Source organism: Variovorax sp. P4_B11 (genome assembly GCF_056402355.1).
In genome coordinates this window covers 16,116-31,636 of sequence record NZ_JBFUHO010000027.1, presented here as the reverse complement: position 1 = coordinate 31,636, position 15,521 = coordinate 16,116, and the positions used below count along the sequence as shown (strand labels likewise).

At 65.6% G+C, this 15,521-nt stretch carries 13 protein-coding genes and 2 pseudogenes; 9 read left to right on the top strand and 6 right to left on the bottom strand.

Annotation, left to right across the window (positions count from 1 at the left end):
* The first annotated feature begins 4 nt into the window (after window positions 1-4).
* From AC1DYD_RS22580 to AC1DYD_RS22560, 5 genes and pseudogenes are all read left to right on the top strand, one after another.
* The gene (locus tag AC1DYD_RS22580) at window positions 5-1,159 is read left to right on the top strand and encodes an alpha-hydroxy acid oxidase (protein ID WP_478174987.1); all 1,155 of its coding nucleotides are present in this window, start codon (window positions 5-7) and stop codon (window positions 1,157-1,159) included.
* Between the two features lie 386 nt (window positions 1,160-1,545).
* A pseudogene (locus AC1DYD_RS22575) lies at window positions 1,546-1,644 on the top strand (transposase); the annotation flags it as partial.
* An 806-nt stretch (window positions 1,645-2,450) separates the two neighbouring features.
* On the top strand, window positions 2,451-3,095 hold the full coding sequence (locus tag AC1DYD_RS22570) for a DUF938 domain-containing protein (RefSeq protein ID WP_478174986.1): 645 nt from the start codon (window positions 2,451-2,453) through the stop codon (window positions 3,093-3,095).
* A gap of 401 nt (window positions 3,096-3,496) precedes the next feature.
* Window positions 3,497-4,273: an enoyl-CoA hydratase/isomerase family protein gene (locus tag AC1DYD_RS22565; protein WP_478174985.1), complete on the top strand. Its 777-nt coding sequence runs from the start codon at window positions 3,497-3,499 to the stop codon at window positions 4,271-4,273.
* Window positions 4,274-4,333: 60 nt separating this feature from the next.
* Window positions 4,334-5,296, top strand: a complete 963-nt coding sequence (locus AC1DYD_RS22560) for a Bug family tripartite tricarboxylate transporter substrate binding protein (protein WP_478174984.1) — start codon at window positions 4,334-4,336, stop codon at window positions 5,294-5,296.
* A 367-nt stretch (window positions 5,297-5,663) separates the two neighbouring features.
* On the opposite strand, the gene pcaF is transcribed toward AC1DYD_RS22560, so the two are convergent.
* Both pcaF and AC1DYD_RS22550 read right to left on the bottom strand, forming a co-directional pair.
* Window positions 5,664-6,869 (bottom strand): 3-oxoadipyl-CoA thiolase, encoded by a 1,206-nt coding sequence (gene pcaF, locus AC1DYD_RS22555; RefSeq protein WP_478174983.1) that lies wholly within the window; start codon window positions 6,867-6,869, stop codon window positions 5,664-5,666.
* Window positions 6,870-6,946: 77 nt separating this feature from the next.
* Window positions 6,947-7,915, bottom strand: a complete 969-nt coding sequence (locus tag AC1DYD_RS22550) for a Bug family tripartite tricarboxylate transporter substrate binding protein (protein ID WP_478174982.1) — start codon at window positions 7,913-7,915, stop codon at window positions 6,947-6,949.
* Between the two features lie 203 nt (window positions 7,916-8,118).
* Between AC1DYD_RS22550 and AC1DYD_RS22545 the strand changes: the two genes are divergently transcribed.
* The 4 genes and pseudogenes from AC1DYD_RS22545 to AC1DYD_RS22530 form a co-directional block, all read left to right on the top strand.
* Window positions 8,119-9,348: a CaiB/BaiF CoA transferase family protein gene (locus AC1DYD_RS22545; protein WP_478174981.1), complete on the top strand. Its 1,230-nt coding sequence runs from the start codon at window positions 8,119-8,121 to the stop codon at window positions 9,346-9,348.
* Window positions 9,348-9,965: a glutathione S-transferase family protein gene (locus AC1DYD_RS22540; protein ID WP_478174980.1), complete on the top strand. Its 618-nt coding sequence runs from the start codon at window positions 9,348-9,350 to the stop codon at window positions 9,963-9,965. Before AC1DYD_RS22545 ends, AC1DYD_RS22540 begins: the two co-directional genes overlap by 1 nt.
* A complete protein-coding gene (locus tag AC1DYD_RS22535; protein WP_478174979.1) occupies window positions 9,958-10,710 on the top strand; it encodes a 3-hydroxyacyl-CoA dehydrogenase family protein in 753 nt (250 codons plus the stop codon). Before AC1DYD_RS22540 ends, AC1DYD_RS22535 begins: the two co-directional genes overlap by 8 nt.
* Window positions 10,707-11,333: pseudogene (locus tag AC1DYD_RS22530) on the top strand (enoyl-CoA hydratase-related protein); the annotation flags it as partial. The gene AC1DYD_RS22535 and the pseudogene AC1DYD_RS22530, both read left to right, overlap by 4 nt.
* 17 nt (window positions 11,334-11,350) lie before the next feature.
* On the opposite strand, the gene AC1DYD_RS22525 reads toward AC1DYD_RS22530, so the two are convergent.
* From AC1DYD_RS22525 to AC1DYD_RS22510, 4 genes are all read right to left on the bottom strand, one after another.
* Window positions 11,351-12,349 carry a Bug family tripartite tricarboxylate transporter substrate binding protein gene (locus AC1DYD_RS22525; protein WP_478174978.1) on the bottom strand — a complete coding sequence of 333 codons (999 nt, stop codon included), beginning with the start codon at window positions 12,347-12,349 and terminating at the stop codon, window positions 11,351-11,353.
* Window positions 12,321-13,919 carry a tannase/feruloyl esterase family alpha/beta hydrolase gene (locus AC1DYD_RS22520; RefSeq protein WP_478174977.1) on the bottom strand — a complete coding sequence of 533 codons (1,599 nt, stop codon included), beginning with the start codon at window positions 13,917-13,919 and terminating at the stop codon, window positions 12,321-12,323. Before AC1DYD_RS22520 ends, AC1DYD_RS22525 begins: the two co-directional genes overlap by 29 nt.
* 152 nt (window positions 13,920-14,071) lie before the next feature.
* The gene (locus AC1DYD_RS22515; RefSeq protein WP_478174976.1) at window positions 14,072-14,896 is read right to left on the bottom strand and encodes an amidohydrolase family protein; all 825 of its coding nucleotides are present in this window, start codon (window positions 14,894-14,896) and stop codon (window positions 14,072-14,074) included.
* Window positions 14,893-15,465: a carboxymuconolactone decarboxylase family protein gene (locus AC1DYD_RS22510; RefSeq protein WP_478174975.1), complete on the bottom strand. Its 573-nt coding sequence runs from the start codon at window positions 15,463-15,465 to the stop codon at window positions 14,893-14,895. Before AC1DYD_RS22510 ends, AC1DYD_RS22515 begins: the two co-directional genes overlap by 4 nt.
* Window positions 15,466-15,521: the final 56 nt, after the last annotated feature.

Sequence of the window (15,521 nt, the reverse complement as noted above, 5' to 3'; positions counted from 1 at the left end):
CGCCATGACCATCATCACCACCATCGAAGACCTGCGCGTGTTGGCGCAGCGCCGCGTCCCGCGCATGTTCTACGACTATGCCGACTCCGGCTCCTGGACCGAGAGCACCTACCGCGCCAACGAAAGCGACTTCCAGAAGATCAAGTTGCGCCAGCGTGTGGCCGTCAACATGGAAGGCCGCAGCACACGCAGCACCATGATCGGGCAAGACGTGACCATGCCGGTGGCCATCGCGCCGACCGGCTTCACCGGCATGCAGCATGCCGACGGCGAGATCCTGGCGGCACGCGCGGCCGAGCAGTTCGGCATTCCGTTCTCGCTCTCGACCATGAGCATCTGCTCGATCGAGGACGTGGCCGCCCACACCACGGCGCCGTTCTGGTTCCAGCTCTACGTGATGCGCGACAGGGATTTCGTCGACCGGCTGATCGATCGCGCCAAAGCCGCCCGCTGCTCGGCCCTGGTGCTCACGCTCGACCTGCAGGTGCTGGGGCAGCGCCACAAGGACCTGAAGAACGGCCTGTCGGCGCCGCCGAAGCCGACCCTTGGCAACCTGATCAACCTGGCGACCAAACCACGCTGGTGCATGGGGATGCTCGGTACGAAGCGCCGCACCTTCGGCAACATCGTGGGCCATGCGAAGGGCGTGGGTGACCTGTCGACGCTCAGTTCGTGGACCGCCGAGCAGTTCGATCCCGCCCTGAGCTGGGCGGATGTCGAGCGGATCAAGAAGCGCTGGGGAGGCAGGCTCGTCCTGAAGGGCATCATGGACGCGGAAGATGCGCGCCTTGCAGCCGCCAGCGGAGCAGATGCGCTCATCGTCAGCAACCACGGCGGGCGCCAGCTCGACGGCGCGCCCTCGACGATCGAGGCGCTTCCGGCCATCGTCGAAGCGGTGGGATCGCAACCGATCGAAGTGTGGCTCGACAGCGGCGTGCGCTCGGGACAGGACGTGATCAAGGCCCTGGCGCTCGGCGCCAAGGGCACGATGATCGGCCGCGCCTTTCTCTACGGCCTCGGTGCGATGGGCCAGGCCGGTGTCACCAAGGCGCTGGAGATCATCCACAAGGAACTCGATATCACGATGGCTTTTTGCGGCCACACCGACATTCGCAACGTCGATCGCGGCATCCTGTTGCCGGGCACGATTCCGGGCTAAGCACCCCCGCCAATGCCGGTGGGCTTGGTGTTGTGGACATGCGAGCCTGCGGCTAGGGGTCGGTTTGCTTTCGGTGTCAAAACTGACGGTTCGAATCCCCAGCAACGGCGCGGGGTCAGTTCGCTAAGTCGTTGATTTCACGAGCATTGCCGTTCCGCTGCGGCGTATTGTGTCCGGCCCTCGAACTGCGAAGGAGCGCGGGTAATGCAAGGCTGGCAGACGTCCTACTTGGGGCTGCGCGAGATCCCGGGCTAGCTCAGCGAGTTCGAGCTGCAAGCGTTTTTCAGCTTCAGCCACGTCGAGCGCGTGTGCTGCGCGACGAGGTGGCGCACTGCGCCACTGCGCCGACCGCAACCGGCTGCTCGTTCTCACCCGGCAATGGTTAGCCGACGAGCGGGCGCGTCGGCCGACAGCCGATCGGCGTTCCCAGGATGCTGCGCATGTACTGCCTCCAGCAGTGGTACGGCCTGGCCGACGATCCCATACCGCTGGACGTTCCCGCTGATGTCTCAGTCAGTTCCCGGGCTCCGCCGCCGGGCGGCACAAACCTCATGTTCATCACGTTTCCGCCCGACGCCGTGATGATGAGTCCTGGCTTCGATCCGGCGGCCGCAGGCGCGGAGTACATGCAGGTCCTGCCCGGCTTGGCGGAGAAATTCGAGATGGACCACCCCGGCATGCACACCACCGATTCCGCGACTACGGTGTGCTGATGGAGGGCGAACTACACCTCGAGCTCGACGATGGCGCCACCAAGAAGCTCGCGCACGCGATGTGGTCATCCAGAACGGCACGCGGCACGCTTGGCGTAACAAGAGTGATAAGCCGGCGACCATGCTGTTCGTGCTCGTTAGAGCCAGGCGTTCCTGAGTTCAGGGCGTCTTTGCGATATGGCTTGCGGCCACGCCAGTCAAATGGCAGGTCGCAGTCCTTCTCGAGCGGTCGTTGACCATAGTGGTCCGGGGGACGGTGTCGGCCGACTCGTGTCAGTTGCCGTCCAAAAGTCGATGACCGGTGTCAAGGCATATCAGACTTCGCCCGCGATCCACCCGCCTCACCGACTGCGTCAACCCAGTTTCGAAGCCCGATCGAACGGGCGCTTTTCACGTCGCCGAAGTGGTAGTCCGGCCCCTGAAGAGACATCCACTTTCCTGATCTCGTTGCCGCAAAGCTGCCGGTCGAGCCCTCCCACAGGGACCTGAAGGAAGTCCCGCAGCGGAGGGCACACATCGGCAGGCAGCAGACGGAACGGTTGAGGCGCCAAGCACGACTTGAGGCTTACCATCGCTGCATGGACTCACGCGAGACCGCCCCCTCCCCCGAGCGCAATAAGCAGCCGATCCTCGAGGTACTTGCGCGCGTATTGCCGCCACGCGGCCTCGTGCTCGAGATCGGCAGCGGCACCGGGCAGCACGTGGCGCACTTCGCCAGGGCTTTGCCCGCCCTCACTTTCCAGCCCAGCGAGATGGACGTGGAGCGCCATGCTTCCATCGAGGCGTGGGTGGCCGAAGGCAACCTGTCGAACGTAAAGCCGCCCCTCGCCATCGATGTCACGAAGCATCCCTGGCCCGTATCCGCGGCCGACGCGGTCGTGTGCATCAACGTGATTCACATCTCCCCGTGGGAGGCCACGCTCGCGTTGATGGCGGGCGCCGGCAGGATCCTGCCCGCCGGTGGCGTGCTTGTGACCTACGGCCCGTACATGCGCGGCGGCGCGCATACGTCGCAGAGCAATGAAGCGTTCGACGCGAGCCTGCGCGCAAGGAATCCGCTCTGGGGCGTTCGCGACATCGACAAGGTGGCGGAAGTGGCGGGCAATGAAGGCCTTGCGCTGGAGGAGGCCGTACCAATGCCGGCAAACAACTTCACTCTGGTCTGGCGGAAATCAAACGGCGCACTCCCCGGCGCGCGGGCCCTCATCGACGGGTTTGCTTGAGCACCAAAGCTGTCGGCCACGAATGGCGGGAACTGGCTGTTCGCCAAATTCGCCGATAGCAGTCCTTGGCCAATCGGGCGATTTCACGCCGAAGGTCAGCTACCAGTGACGGCCGCGAACTGGTGCTCGCGGCCATGAGCAGTCGGTCGCTCCGCCACCAAGCTATGTCCGTTTCAGGTGAAACCGGTCGTCGCCCGGCTTGATGGCTGCATGCATGGCAGTACCAGCTTTGGGCAGACAGTTTTGCCGCCGGACGGCACGCTCCCGTCGTTGCTGCCGACACGTGACTTGCTGAAAGGCGCATATCAGCTCTGTGGGAGCGATGGCTTCGTCATTGCAGGCCCGCACTAGACTGGCAACACCGAACAAGACAAGCGCGCTTTGCGCCGGAAACGGAGACCATGAACGACCTGACCCAACTCAACTACGAGCTGAACAACTTCGTAGCCACCCTCACGCTCAATAGCCCGCCGGTGAATGCGCTCACGCGCACGCTCAACGACGAACTCACGCTGGCCCTCGATCGCATCTCCGAGATGGACGAAGTGCGCGTCGTCGTGCTGACCGGCGCGGGCAAGGTGTTCTGTGCCGGCGCCGACCTCAAGGGCCGCGCGTCGGTCATCAAGGGGCCAGGTGATCTGCCCGCCCATTCGCGGCGAACGCGCGAATGCTTCCATGCGATCCGGGAGTGCGCCAAGCCGGTGATCTGTGCGATCAACGGCGCCGCACTCGGGTCCGGTGTGGCGATGGCCGCCTCCAGCGACATCCTGATCGCATCGGAAAAGGCGTCGCTCGGCCTGCCCGAAGTCGACGTGGGGCTGCTCGGCGGCTGCCGTCACGCGATGCGTTTGTTCAGTCACTCTCGCCTGCGTCGCATGATGTTGACAGGCATGCGCGTGCCGGGTCCCGAGCTGTATCGCCTTGGCATCATCGAAGAGTGCACAACGCCGGAGGACCTGATGCCCAAGGCGCTGGAACTGGCGGCCACCATCGCGTCCAAAAGCCCGGTGTCGACACGCATGGGTAAGCACACACTGAATGTAATCGAGGACATGAGCCTGCGTGACGGCTATCGCTACGAACAGGACATGACGGCGCTGATCGGCAAGACCGACGACGCGAAGGAAGCGCAGCGCGCGTTTGCGGAGAAGCGCGCCCCGGTCTTCACGGGACGCTGAGCCATGACGCCTGCAAATTCGCGTGTATATCCCGGTAGCCTGTACCCGACCCGGCGCGGGATGCTACTGGCCAGTGCATCGCTCGGGCTCTCGGCGCTGGGCCTGCCCGCCCATGCGGCCGCGTATCCGGACAAGCCGATCCGTCTCGTCGTGCCGTTCCCCGCGGGTGGCGCGACCGACCTGATGGCACGCACTTTGGGCCAGAAGCTGTCAGAGCGCATCGGCCAGCCCGTGATCATCGACAACCGCGCCGGTGCTGGCGGCGGGATTGGCGCCGAAGCGGTGGCGACCTCCGCACCCGACGGCTACACGCTGCTGTTCGCCACCATGGGTTCGCTCACCATCAACCCGAGCCTGTACAAGAACCTGCGGTATGACCCGGCCAAGAGCTTCGAGCCCATCACGCTGACGCACAACACGTCCAACCTGCTCGTGGTCAATCCCAACGTGCCCGCCAAGTCGGTGGCCGAACTGATCGAGCTCGCGCGCAAGAGGCCCGGCGAACTGACCTTTGCATCGGCGGGAAACGGCACCACCAGCCACCTCTCTGGCGAGCTCTTCAAGAGCCTGGCCAAGGTCGACCTGACGCACGTTCCTTACAAAGGGAGCGCACCCGCGATGACCGACTTCCTCGGCGGTCGCACCTCGATGATGTTCGACACAGCGTCGAACTTTGTCGAGTACGTCAAGAACGGCAAAGTGCGCCCGCTCGGCGTCACCGACCGCAAGCGTCTGCCTTCGATGCCGACCGTTCCCACCATCTCCGAAACGCCCGGCATGGGCGAGTACGAGATGTCGCTCTGGCTCGGCGTGCTCGCGCCCGCTGGCACACCCAACACCATCGTCGCAAAATTGCATGACGAGATCGGCGCTGCCATGTCGTCGCCGGACATCATTCGACAGATGGCCGATGCCGGTATCGAAGTTCGGCTCAGCACCTCGAAGGAATTCGCCGCGCTGATGCGCGCGGATACAGCGAAGTGGTCAGAGGTGGTAAAGCGCGCCGGCGTGCGCCTCGACTGATTCCGATCGCGAGCCGCCTCGTCACACGCGAGACGGCCTCTTCCCATCGGCAGCGTTCTAATCTTGAACAGCAAGCGTCATGACCGGACGCGTCCTTCAAGACTCGAGGACACACCATGTTTGCTGAACTTTCCCCCAAGACACACAAGACCTGCTGCAGCGCATGCGACAGTTCTTCGACCGGCCCTTCAATCCGAACGAGGCGCGCTGCTACGAAGAGAAGGAGGCGTTTCGTCGCTCGGGCACTGCCTGGCAGGTATCGCCGTTGACCGAGGGGCCCAAGCCGCTCGCGCGCCGCCGGCCTCTGGAACACAACCAAGGCGCCGCGTGCCGCGTGGCCCTTGCGTCAGCCTCCGTGGAACACCTATCAAACTCGTTCCAGGATGACCGCGATGCCCTGGCCGACGCCGATGCACATCGTGCACAGCGCATAGCGGCCGCCGCCCTTGTGCAGCTGGTTGATGGCGGTGGTGGCCAGGCGCGCACCGCTGGCGCCCAGCGGGTGGCCCAGCGCGATCGCGCCGCCGTTGATGTTGACGCGCGCATCGTCGTCCTTGAGCCCGAGCAGGCGCAGCACCGCGAGGCCCTGCGCAGCGAAGGCCTCGTTGAGTTCGATGACGTCGATCTGGTCGAGCTTGAGGCCGGTAAGCTGCAGCACCTTCTGCGTGGCCGGTGCCGGGCCGATGCCCATGATGCGCGGCGCCACGCCGGCGGTCGCCATGCCGACCACGCGGGCGCGCGGCGTCAGGCCGTGCTTCGCCGCGTTGGCCTCGTCGGCCAGCAGCAGCGCCACGGCGCCGTCGTTGACGCCGCTGGCATTGCCGGCGGTGACGCTGCCATCGGGCCGCACCACGCCCTTGAGCTTGGCCAGCGCTTCGAGGCTGGTCTCGCGCGGATGTTCGTCCTTGCTGACGATCACCGGGTCGCCCTTCTTCTGCGCCACGCTCACCGGCACGATCTCGCTGTCGAAGAAGCCTGACTTCTGGGCCGCCACGGCGCGCTGCTGCGAAGCCAGCGCCATGCGGTCCTGCGCCTCGCGCTCGATCTTGTAGTCGGTGGCGACGTTCTCGGCGGTCTCGGGCATCGAGTCGACGCCGTACTGCGCCTTCATAAGCTTGTTGACGAAGCGCCAGCCGATGGTGGTGTCGTAGACCGCATTGTTGCGGCTGAAGGCGCTCTCGGCCTTGGGCATCACGAAGGGCGCGCGGCTCATGCTCTCGACGCCGCCGGCGATCATCAGGCCCGACTCGCCGGCCTTGATGGCGCGCGCGGCCGTGCCCACGGCATCGAGGCCCGAGCCGCACAGGCGGTTGATGGTGCCGCCGCCGACCTCGATCGGCAGGCCGGCCAGCAGGGCCGCCAGGCGCGCGACGTTGCGGTTGTCTTCGCCCGCCTGGTTTGCGCAGCCGTAGAGCACGTCGCTGACCGCCTGCCAGTCGACCTTCTTGTTGCGCGCCATCAGCGCCTTGAGGGGCACCGCGCCAAGGTCGTCGGTGCGCACGCTCGACAGGGCGCCGCCGTAGCGGCCGAAGGGGGTGCGAACGGCGTCGCAGATGAAGGCTTGGGTGGCCATGTGGTGGATCCAGAAGATTGACAAAAGCAGCGCCACTGGGGCGCTGAGCGCTTCGAAAAGATCAGGTGTCCGCCGGTTCAGTCCAGTTTGGCGCCCACCGCCTTGGCCAGCGAACCCCAACGCTCCGATTCGGCGGCGATGAACGGTCCGAACTCCTCGGGCTTGCTGCCGACGACTTCCACGCCCTGTTGCTCGAACTGCTGCTTCAAATCGGGCGACCGCAATGCGGCTCCGACGGCGMCATACATCTTCTGGATGATCTCGGGCGGTGTCCGCGCCGGCGCGAGCATGCCGTACCAGTTGTAGGCTTCGGCTTTCGGCAGACCGAGCTCGCCCACCGTAGGGACATCCTTGAGCACGGGAATGCGGGTGGCGCTGGTCACCGCCAACGCGCGCACCTTGCCCGACTGTATGAACGGCAGTACCACGGGGATGTCGACCATCATCATGTCGACCTGACCGCCCATGAGGTCGGTCAGCGCCGGGGCCGCGCCCCGGTAGGGAATGTGGTTGATGTTCAGCCTGGCTTCGCGCTTGAGCAGTTCGGCCTGGAGGTGCGGCGTGGTGCCGCTGCCGGCCGATGCGTAGTTGATCTTGCTGGCGTCGCCCGTGGCGGCGGCCTTCAGGTCCGCGAAGGTCTTGTATTTCGAACTGGCCGCCACCACCAGCACCGCCGGAACCTTCAACGCCTGGGTCACGGCAACCAGATCCTTCTGCGGGTTGTAGGGCATCGACGGGACGATGTGCGGCACGATCGCCAGTGCGCCCGCCGAGGAGAACAGCAGCGTGTAGCCGTCGGCCGGCGATTTGGCGACCGCGTCGGCGCCCAGCAGGCCGCCGGCACCGCCCTTGTTGTCGATGATGATCGATTGGCCAAGGGACGTGCTCAGCTTGGCGCCGAGTGCGCGCGCTGTCTGGTCAACCGGCCCACCGGCAGGAAAAGGAACGACCAAGCGGATCGGCTTGGTGGGATAGGCCTGCGCCCATCCCGAGGCCGCGGCCAGAGCCAGGGTCAGTGCAGCTGCGGATTTGAAAAGTGCATTCATGGTCGATGTCTCCAGTTTGTCGTGGATGAACTTTAGGGACGGGAGCGATTCCTGCCACCGCGCTCTGGCGCATAGCTGCTATGCGAGGCTGGGCACGCGAGTCTTGCCGGTATGCGCCACGGCGCATCACAGTCTTGCGGCCCCGCACGTAGCCCAAAAAGGATCCTGATTCCAGAATTCAGTCCACCACAAGGAGACTTCAAATGACCACCAACAAGGGCCCGCTGTCGCACGTCAAGGTGCTCGACCTGAGCCGCATCCTCGCCGCGCCCTGGGCTAGCCAAATTCTCGCGGATCTGGGCGCGGAGGTGATCAAGGTCGAGCGGCCCGGCGCCGGCGACGACACGCGCACCTGGGGGCCACCGTTCCTCAAGGACGCCGAAGGCAACGACACGAAGGAGGCGGGCTACTACCTTGCAGTCAATCGCGGCAAGCGCTCGATCACAGTCAGCCTTGAGAAGCCCGAGGGCCAGAAGATCGTCAAGGAACTTGCCAAGCGAGCCGACATCGTGCTCGAGAACTACAAGGCCGGCACGCTGGCGCGCTATGGCCTGGATGAAGCATCGCTGCGCAAGATCAACCCACGCCTCATCTACTGCTCGGTCACCGGCTTTGGCCAGACAGGACCGCGGCGCGACCAGCCGGCCTACGATTTCCTGATTCAGGCGATGGGTGGCCTGATGAGCGTGACCGGCGAGAAGGATGGCCGGCCAGGCGGTGGACCGCAGAAGGTCGGCATCCCGATCGTCGACCTGATGACCGGCATGTACACCGCCGTTTCGGTGCTGGCCGCATTGGCACGGCGCAACGAAACGGGCGTGGGCGACAACATCGACATCGCGATGCTCGACGTGCAGGTCGCCACCCTGTCCAATCAGGCAATGAACTACCTGGTCTCGGGCAAGGTGCCGCGCCGCAACGGCAACGCCCACCCCAATATCCAGCCGCAGGACGTGTACGCCTGTGCGGACGGCGATGTGATCCTGGTGGTTGGCAACGACGGCCAGTTCGCGAAGCTGTGTGAGGTGTTCGGGCGGCCGGACTGGATCGTCGACGAGCGCTTTGCCACCAACGCACAGCGCGTGCGCAACATCGGCGAACTGTCGGGCATGTTGCGCGACGTGTTCGCCGAGTGGGAACGCGACCGGCTGATTGCTGCGCTCGACAAGGCGGGCGTGCCTTGCGGCCCCATCAACACCGTGGCGGATGTGTTCAAGGAACCGCAAGTCAAGGCGCGCGAGATGCTGCGCTACGTGCCGCATCCGAGTGGGGTCGACGTCCCGCAGGTGGTCAGCCCCATGCGCTTTGCCGAGTCGCCGCTGCAGACACAGTCGGCGCCGCCGCTGCTCGGCCAGCACAGCGATGACATTCTTGTCGAGTTGGGCTACAGCCCGGCATGCATCCATTCTCTGCGCGGCGCGGGAGCGATCTGATGACGAAAAAGATGAGGCTGCACTGGTCGCCCAAGTCGCCCTATGTGCGAAAGGTGATGATCTGCGCGCACGAACTCGGCATCTTGCCCAGGCTCGAACTCGTGCGCTCGGTCGCAGCCATGCTCAATCCCAACGCGGCCCTCATGGTGGACAACCCGTTGTCGAAGATCCCGACGCTGGTGCGCGAAGACGGCTCGACGCTCTTCGACTCGATCGTGATCTGCGAATACCTGAACGACCTGGCCTGCGGCTCGCTGTTCCCGATACAGGGCGAGGCACGGTGGCAAGCGTTGCGCTGGCATGCGCTGGGGGATGGCCTGCTCGACGTGCTGATCCTGTGGCGCAACGAGCGCGAACGCGAGCATCCTTTGCGGGCGCTGGCGGATGCTTTCGAGCTCAAGACCCGCGCCTCGCTGAAGCTGCTCGACGCGGAGGCCGACTCGATCGGCAGCGCGCCGTTCTCCATCGGCCACGTGACGCTTGGCTGCGCCGTAGGGTATCTCGACTACCGCTTCGACGCGTTCGGCTGGCGTGCGCTGGCACCCCGTCTCGCCGGCTGGTTTGCAACTTTGCAGGCCCGCCCTTCCTTCCAATCCACGGAGCCCGTCGATGGTTGAACAACCCACCTCAACACGCGGCGAGGCATTGCCGCTGGACAAGAGCGTCATCGTGATCGGTGCCGGCACCATGGGTAGAGGCATCGCGGAAGTGACGGCGGCCGCCGGCCACACGGTCTACTTGCGCGACACGAACGACGCAGCGGTCGAGCGCGGCCTCGGCATGATCCGCGCAAGCCTGGACAAGCGGGTGGCGCGCGGCAAGCTCGGCAGCGCGGCGCGCGACGAAGCACTGAAGCGCGTCCAATCCACACTGCCCGACGGCGCGATGGCCGGGGTTGGCCTCATGACCGATGGCCGCACCGCGACCGAGCGGGCCGCCGCGCTGGGTGAGGCGGTGGTGCTGTTCGATCTCGCGCTTGATTACGTCAGCTGTGGTCGGATTGCCGTCGCCGCGGCGGCTCAGGCGAGCGCTGCAGACGTACTCAAGGCCGCGGGACTGTTCGGCGCATTGGGCAAGCGTGTCTCGCAGCTCGCGGACGTGCCCGGCATGTTGGTGATGCGCACGGTGGCCATGCTGGTCAACGAAGGCGCGGAAGCCGTGTACCAGGGCATCGCCTCCGCCGACAGTGTCGATGCCGCGATGCGCAAGGGTGTCAACTATCCCGTCGGCCCGATGGCATGGGGACGCGCCATCGGCCTTGCAACCGTGCTTCGGACGGTTCGCAACCTGGGCGCAAGCTATGGCGAGGACCGCTACCGCGGTTCTGTGTGGCTGCAACGCGAAGTGCAGGCCGCGTCATGAATGCCGAGACCCCTTGTCCCATGGTGCGCTGCGAGCGCAGAGGCCGTGTCGGCATCGTGACCATCGATCGGCCGGAGCGTCGCAATGCCTTGAATCTCCAGGTCAAGCGCGAGCTGGTTGAGCACCTGGAGGCGCTGGCCAGCGACGATGCCGTTGCCGCGGTGGTGCTGGCCGGCAGCGAAGGCTATTTCGTCGCCGGCACCGACATCGGCGAGATGTCGAGCATGCGGCCAAACGACCAGGTGCGCCTCGACACCGATCGCGTGTTCCACGTCGTGCGGCAACTCTCGAAGCCAGTGATTGCCGCAGTGGAAGGCTACGCGCTTGGCGGTGGCTGCGAACTGGCGCTGGCATGCGACATCATCATCGCGGCCGAGGATGCGAAGTTCGGGCAGCCCGAAATTCGTGTCGGAATCATGCCCGGTGCAGGCGGCACGCAGCGGCTGCTGCGCGCTGCGGGCCGCTACAACACCCTGCTGTGGAGCTTGACGGGCGACATGATCCCGGCAGGCGACGCCTACCTGTCCAATGTGGTGAGCGAGCTGGTGCCAACGGGGCAGGCGCTGGCACGTGGCGTCGGCAAGGCAGCTGCCAGTGAGGCAGCAGATGCGCTGAACTCCACCGCCTCGCCGATTCATTGTCATTCGGCGGTCGCACCGGATTTCTTGACGATCTCGGCCCACTTCGGGATCTCGCTGCGAATCAGCGTACCGAAGGCCTCGGGGCTGCCAAAGGTGGTCTCTATGCCAAGCGTCGCCAACTGCTCGCGCAATGCCGGCGTTGCCATCGCGCGCCCCAGCGCGGCATGGATCTTGGCGACCACATCCTTCGGCGTGCCCGCCGGCGCCAGCAGGCCGAGCCAGTTGGAGACCTCGTAGCCCCGGACGCCGGCTTCGGCCACGGTCGGCACCAGCGGCAGCGCCTGCAGCCGCCCGCTCGAAGTCACCGCGAGCGCGCGCACGCGGCCGGACTTGATGTGCTCCTCGTAGACGGTGTAGGAGTCGAAGGTCATATCGATGCGGCCAGCCAGCACGTCGGTCAACAGCGGCGCGCTGCCCTTGTACGGTACGTGCAGCATCTTGACGCCGGCCATGCTCTCGAACAGCGCGCCGGCCAGGTGGCTCGAGCTGCCGTTGCCGGCCGAGCCATAGGTCAACGCGCCGGGTCTGGCCTTGGCCTGGGCGACAAGTTCGGCGATGTTCCTGGCGCTCACCTGCGGCCCGACCACCAGCACGCGCGGCGTCAGGTGCGTCACGCTGATCGGCGCGAAGTCCTTCAGCGGGTCGTAGCGCAGCCTGGGATAGAGGGCCGGGTTGATCGCCTGCGTGCCCATGGTCGCAAAGAACAGCGTGTAGCCGTCCGGCGCCGCATGGGCGGCGGCCTCGGCCGCCGTGGTGCCGCCAGCGCCGCCGCGGTTGTCGACGATCACCTGCGTGCCGAGTTCGGTGCCAAGCCGCTGCGCCATGCCGCGCGCCATCACGTCGGTGGCGCCGCCGGCCGGGAAGGGCACGGTCAGGCGGACCGGCTTGTCGGGGTAGGCTGCCGAGAATGAAGGCGAGGCCGCGAAAGCCAGCACCATCGCCAGCAGCATCGCGCGACGGTCCCTGCGGTTATTCGCAGCGGAAGTTGGTTGCGTCATTGATGTCTCCCGCGCCCTTGTAGCGCGCCTGTTGCGGGTGCGGGCACAGCGGACGGCTGCGGGCACCGACATTGAAGTACCCGGGGTTGCTGGCCTTGGCAAGGACACTGTCGGGTGCCGTGCCCGCCTCGACCCATTGCACCAGTTGCGGCAGCATGTCGAAGGTGTCGGTGGCGGGACCGCCTCGGCAATGGTTCATGCCGGGCACCACGTACATCCGTGCGAAGTCCTGCGCACTGCCGCCCATCTGCCTGGCGACACCTTCATACCAACGCAGCGTGTCGTTCAGCGATACCGACGAGTCCGCGCCACCGTGGTAGACCATGAGCTTGCCGCCGCGTCTCTTGAAAGGGGACAGATCCGTGGCGTCCGTGAAGTACATCGACGCCGAAGACGGCCTGTAGGCTGGTGTGACGCCAGGCGCCGAGATGCCGTAGATCTTGACGGGGTCCGTGTCGAAGTTGTAGGCCAGCGAGAAGGGCAAGGCATCGCTGTCGGCAAACGGGACCTTCGGTGCCGAGGTGTAAAGCACCGATATGGCGGAAACGAATGAGAGCTTGATAGCGTTGTTCGCCGTTGCGCTCGATGATCCGAGCCACCACGAACGCCATGCCTGGCTGTAGCTCTTGTCCGTGGCCGAGACTCCGCCCATGCCGGGATCCCACGGCCAGTCTGAGTAAAGTTGGCGGCCCTTTGAATCGACGGCACCGGCATATGCTGTCTCCAGAGTCCTGATCTGGTCCGCGGTCAGGCAGCTGTCCCCTTTGGCGCCCGGGCACTGCGCCGTCAGCAACTGGACATGCACCCGTGGCGCGGTGCAAGCGGGCAGGTTGTCGACGATGCCATCCGACAAGCCATCGAGCGCGTCGCACGCCTTGAGCACTGCATTGCGCACCAACAGCAAGTCGGCGTCGCTGAAGCTCTGGCCAATGGCCGGCTGACCGTCAGGAAGCGACTTGCCCAGGCGCTTGGCCAGCCCAGCGAAGAGTTGAGTCGTCTGGATGCCGGCCAGCGGGCCCAATGGCAGGTGCAAGGTCGGATCGCCGGCAATGATGCCGTCGTAGTGCTCGGGGTAGCGCTGCGACATCAGCAAGGCCTCGCGCCCGCCTTCCGAGCAGCCCTGGAAATAGGCGTAGCGCTGCGGCTGTCCGTAGTAGGCCCGCGTGAGCAGCTTCCCCACGCGCGTGACCTGGTCGTAGGACTCGTAGGCGAAGGCAAGGCGCGCCTGCGGGTCGAGCCCGAACGCGGCTGTGCCGCCAGCATCGGGACGGCTGTTGAGCGTATTGTCGTGGCCGGAGTCGGTCCCAATGGTCGCGAAGCCCTGGCCCATCACGGCGACTGGGTCGACCAGCACGCCGTTGATACCGCCGCCGCCGCCCATGTAGAAGCGCTGGTTCCAGGCTTGCGGCAGACGCAAGCGGAACCGCGTGGCGTAGCGCTGGCCGTCGACGCCGACTCGGGAGTCGATGTCGCCGTCGATGCGGCAATGCGCCGGCTGTGTCGGCGTCGCCGTCTCGAACACCGCAGCCAGGATGCGCGTATTGGGTGGCAGGGCGACGGCGGTGGCCAACGCGCCGCACGCTTGCGGTGTGTCGAATGCCGCGCCATTGGCGATGACGTCGTTCCGGTAACTGCAGGCGCCAAGGCCAAGTGTCGCCACAATCGCAATGGCCAGCGTCGGCCGATTGGCTCTTGCCGGGCGATCCATCGTGGGGCGCGGATTCATCGGTAAAGGCGCTCCGGATTGGCGCGAAGCACCTGGCCTGCAATGGCCTCGTTGCCGGCCCAATCCCTGAACATCGAGAGCAGTTGCGCAGCGTCGGGCGTGGGCGTCACCCGCAGATGCGGCCAGTCGCTGCCCCACACCAATCGCTCGGGGTTGGCTTCGATCATCCTTTGCTGAAAGGCCCGCCCGGCTTGCCAGTCAGGTGCGTCGAGGAGGTTTCGATAGGCACAAAGCTTGACCCAGACCTTGCCCGACGCGAGTAGTTTGAGCAGCGTCCGAAACCCCGGTTCGTCCGTGCCGGCGTTCACGTCGAAGCCGCCCATGTGGTCGATCACGATCGGCACGGGCAGCGCCAGCAATTGGGGGGCAATGGCGGGCAGTGCCTTGCAGTCGGTCCATAGCTCTGCATGCAGGCCGGCGTCTGCGAGCGCGGGTGCGAGCGCCTGCAGGTCATCGAAAGACGCGCTGCCAGCGAAGTTGGTGCCTGGGCCGCTTCGATGACTGAAACGTGCACCTCGCACGCCGTGATCACGCAGGCCATGCAGCGCCAGCTCGTCGCCTGGTTGCACCACGACCACGCCGCGCAGGGAGGGCCGTGCCGCCAATGCGTTCAGCAGCAGTGTGTGGTCCTTGCCATATGCGCTTGGATGCACCAGCACTCCGTGGTCGAGACCAAGTCGTGCGAGCAGCGCCAGATAGTTCGACTCGATGGCTTCCGGCGGCGTGTAGTTGCGCTCGGCCGCCAACGGAAATTGGTCGTAGGGACCGAATAGGTGGGCGTGGCAATCCCAGCCCGCGCCTGCAGCGGCGGACTCTCTCATCGCAGGTCTGCCTTTTGCGGGAGCTGGAAGGCCGGTGCGACGCCATCAGGCAGTGGAATCTCGTGACAGTTGAGCGTCATTGCGACCATCGTGTAGTAGCCGATCAGAGCAGTCAGTTCGACCACCGTGCGTTCTCCGAAGCGCTCAAGCGCCGTGGCGTAGGTCGCATCGGAAACCGAGTTGTGCCGGTTGAGTTCGACCGCGTAGTGGTAAACGGAAGCGTCGTCCGCCGAAAGGCCGGGTGGCTCGGTCTGGGCGAGTAGCGCTTCGATGATCGGCTTTTCGATGCCCGCCTTCTCGGCTTCGGCGCGATGCGCATACCACTCGAAAGGCGAGTTGCAGGCTCGACCGGTGACCAGGATCGCGATTTCTGACTGCCGCGGCGTCAACGTCGTGCCGTAACGCAGCAGGGCGCCGATCGCCTGCCATTTGTCCGCGAGCTCCGGGTTGTGGAGCGCGGCTCGAAGAGGACCCTGAATGCGCCCGCGCGGCCCGGAAATGATCTTGTCGTAGACGGCGCGCTGCTCGGGATTCATGGTCTCCGGCGCGGGCAGGGAAATTCTTGGCATGCACGTGTCTCCTGTGGTCGATCGTTGCCAACGAGCTTAGGCGACCGGGACGATGC

Coding starts and splice junctions, on each gene's coding strand:
- AC1DYD_RS22545 (WP_478174981.1), top strand. CDS start 8,119: ATGACCACCAACAAGGGCCCGCTGTCGCACGTCAAGGTGCTCGACCTG.
- pcaF (WP_478174983.1), bottom strand. CDS start 6,869: ATGGCCACCCAAGCCTTCATCTGCGACGCCGTTCGCACCCCCTTCGGC.
- AC1DYD_RS22515 (WP_478174976.1), bottom strand. CDS start 14,896: ATGAGAGAGTCCGCCGCTGCAGGCGCGGGCTGGGATTGCCACGCCCAC.
- AC1DYD_RS22535 (WP_478174979.1), top strand. CDS start 9,958: ATGGTTGAACAACCCACCTCAACACGCGGCGAGGCATTGCCGCTGGAC.
- AC1DYD_RS22570 (WP_478174986.1), top strand. CDS start 2,451: ATGGACTCACGCGAGACCGCCCCCTCCCCCGAGCGCAATAAGCAGCCG.
- AC1DYD_RS22580 (WP_478174987.1), top strand. CDS start 5: ATGACCATCATCACCACCATCGAAGACCTGCGCGTGTTGGCGCAGCGC.
- AC1DYD_RS22525 (WP_478174978.1), bottom strand. CDS start 12,349: ATGACGCAACCAACTTCCGCTGCGAATAACCGCAGGGACCGTCGCGCG.
- AC1DYD_RS22510 (WP_478174975.1), bottom strand. CDS start 15,465: ATGCCAAGAATTTCCCTGCCCGCGCCGGAGACCATGAATCCCGAGCAG.
- AC1DYD_RS22540 (WP_478174980.1), top strand. CDS start 9,348: ATGACGAAAAAGATGAGGCTGCACTGGTCGCCCAAGTCGCCCTATGTG.
- AC1DYD_RS22565 (WP_478174985.1), top strand. CDS start 3,497: ATGAACGACCTGACCCAACTCAACTACGAGCTGAACAACTTCGTAGCC.
- AC1DYD_RS22560 (WP_478174984.1), top strand. CDS start 4,334: ATGCTACTGGCCAGTGCATCGCTCGGGCTCTCGGCGCTGGGCCTGCCC.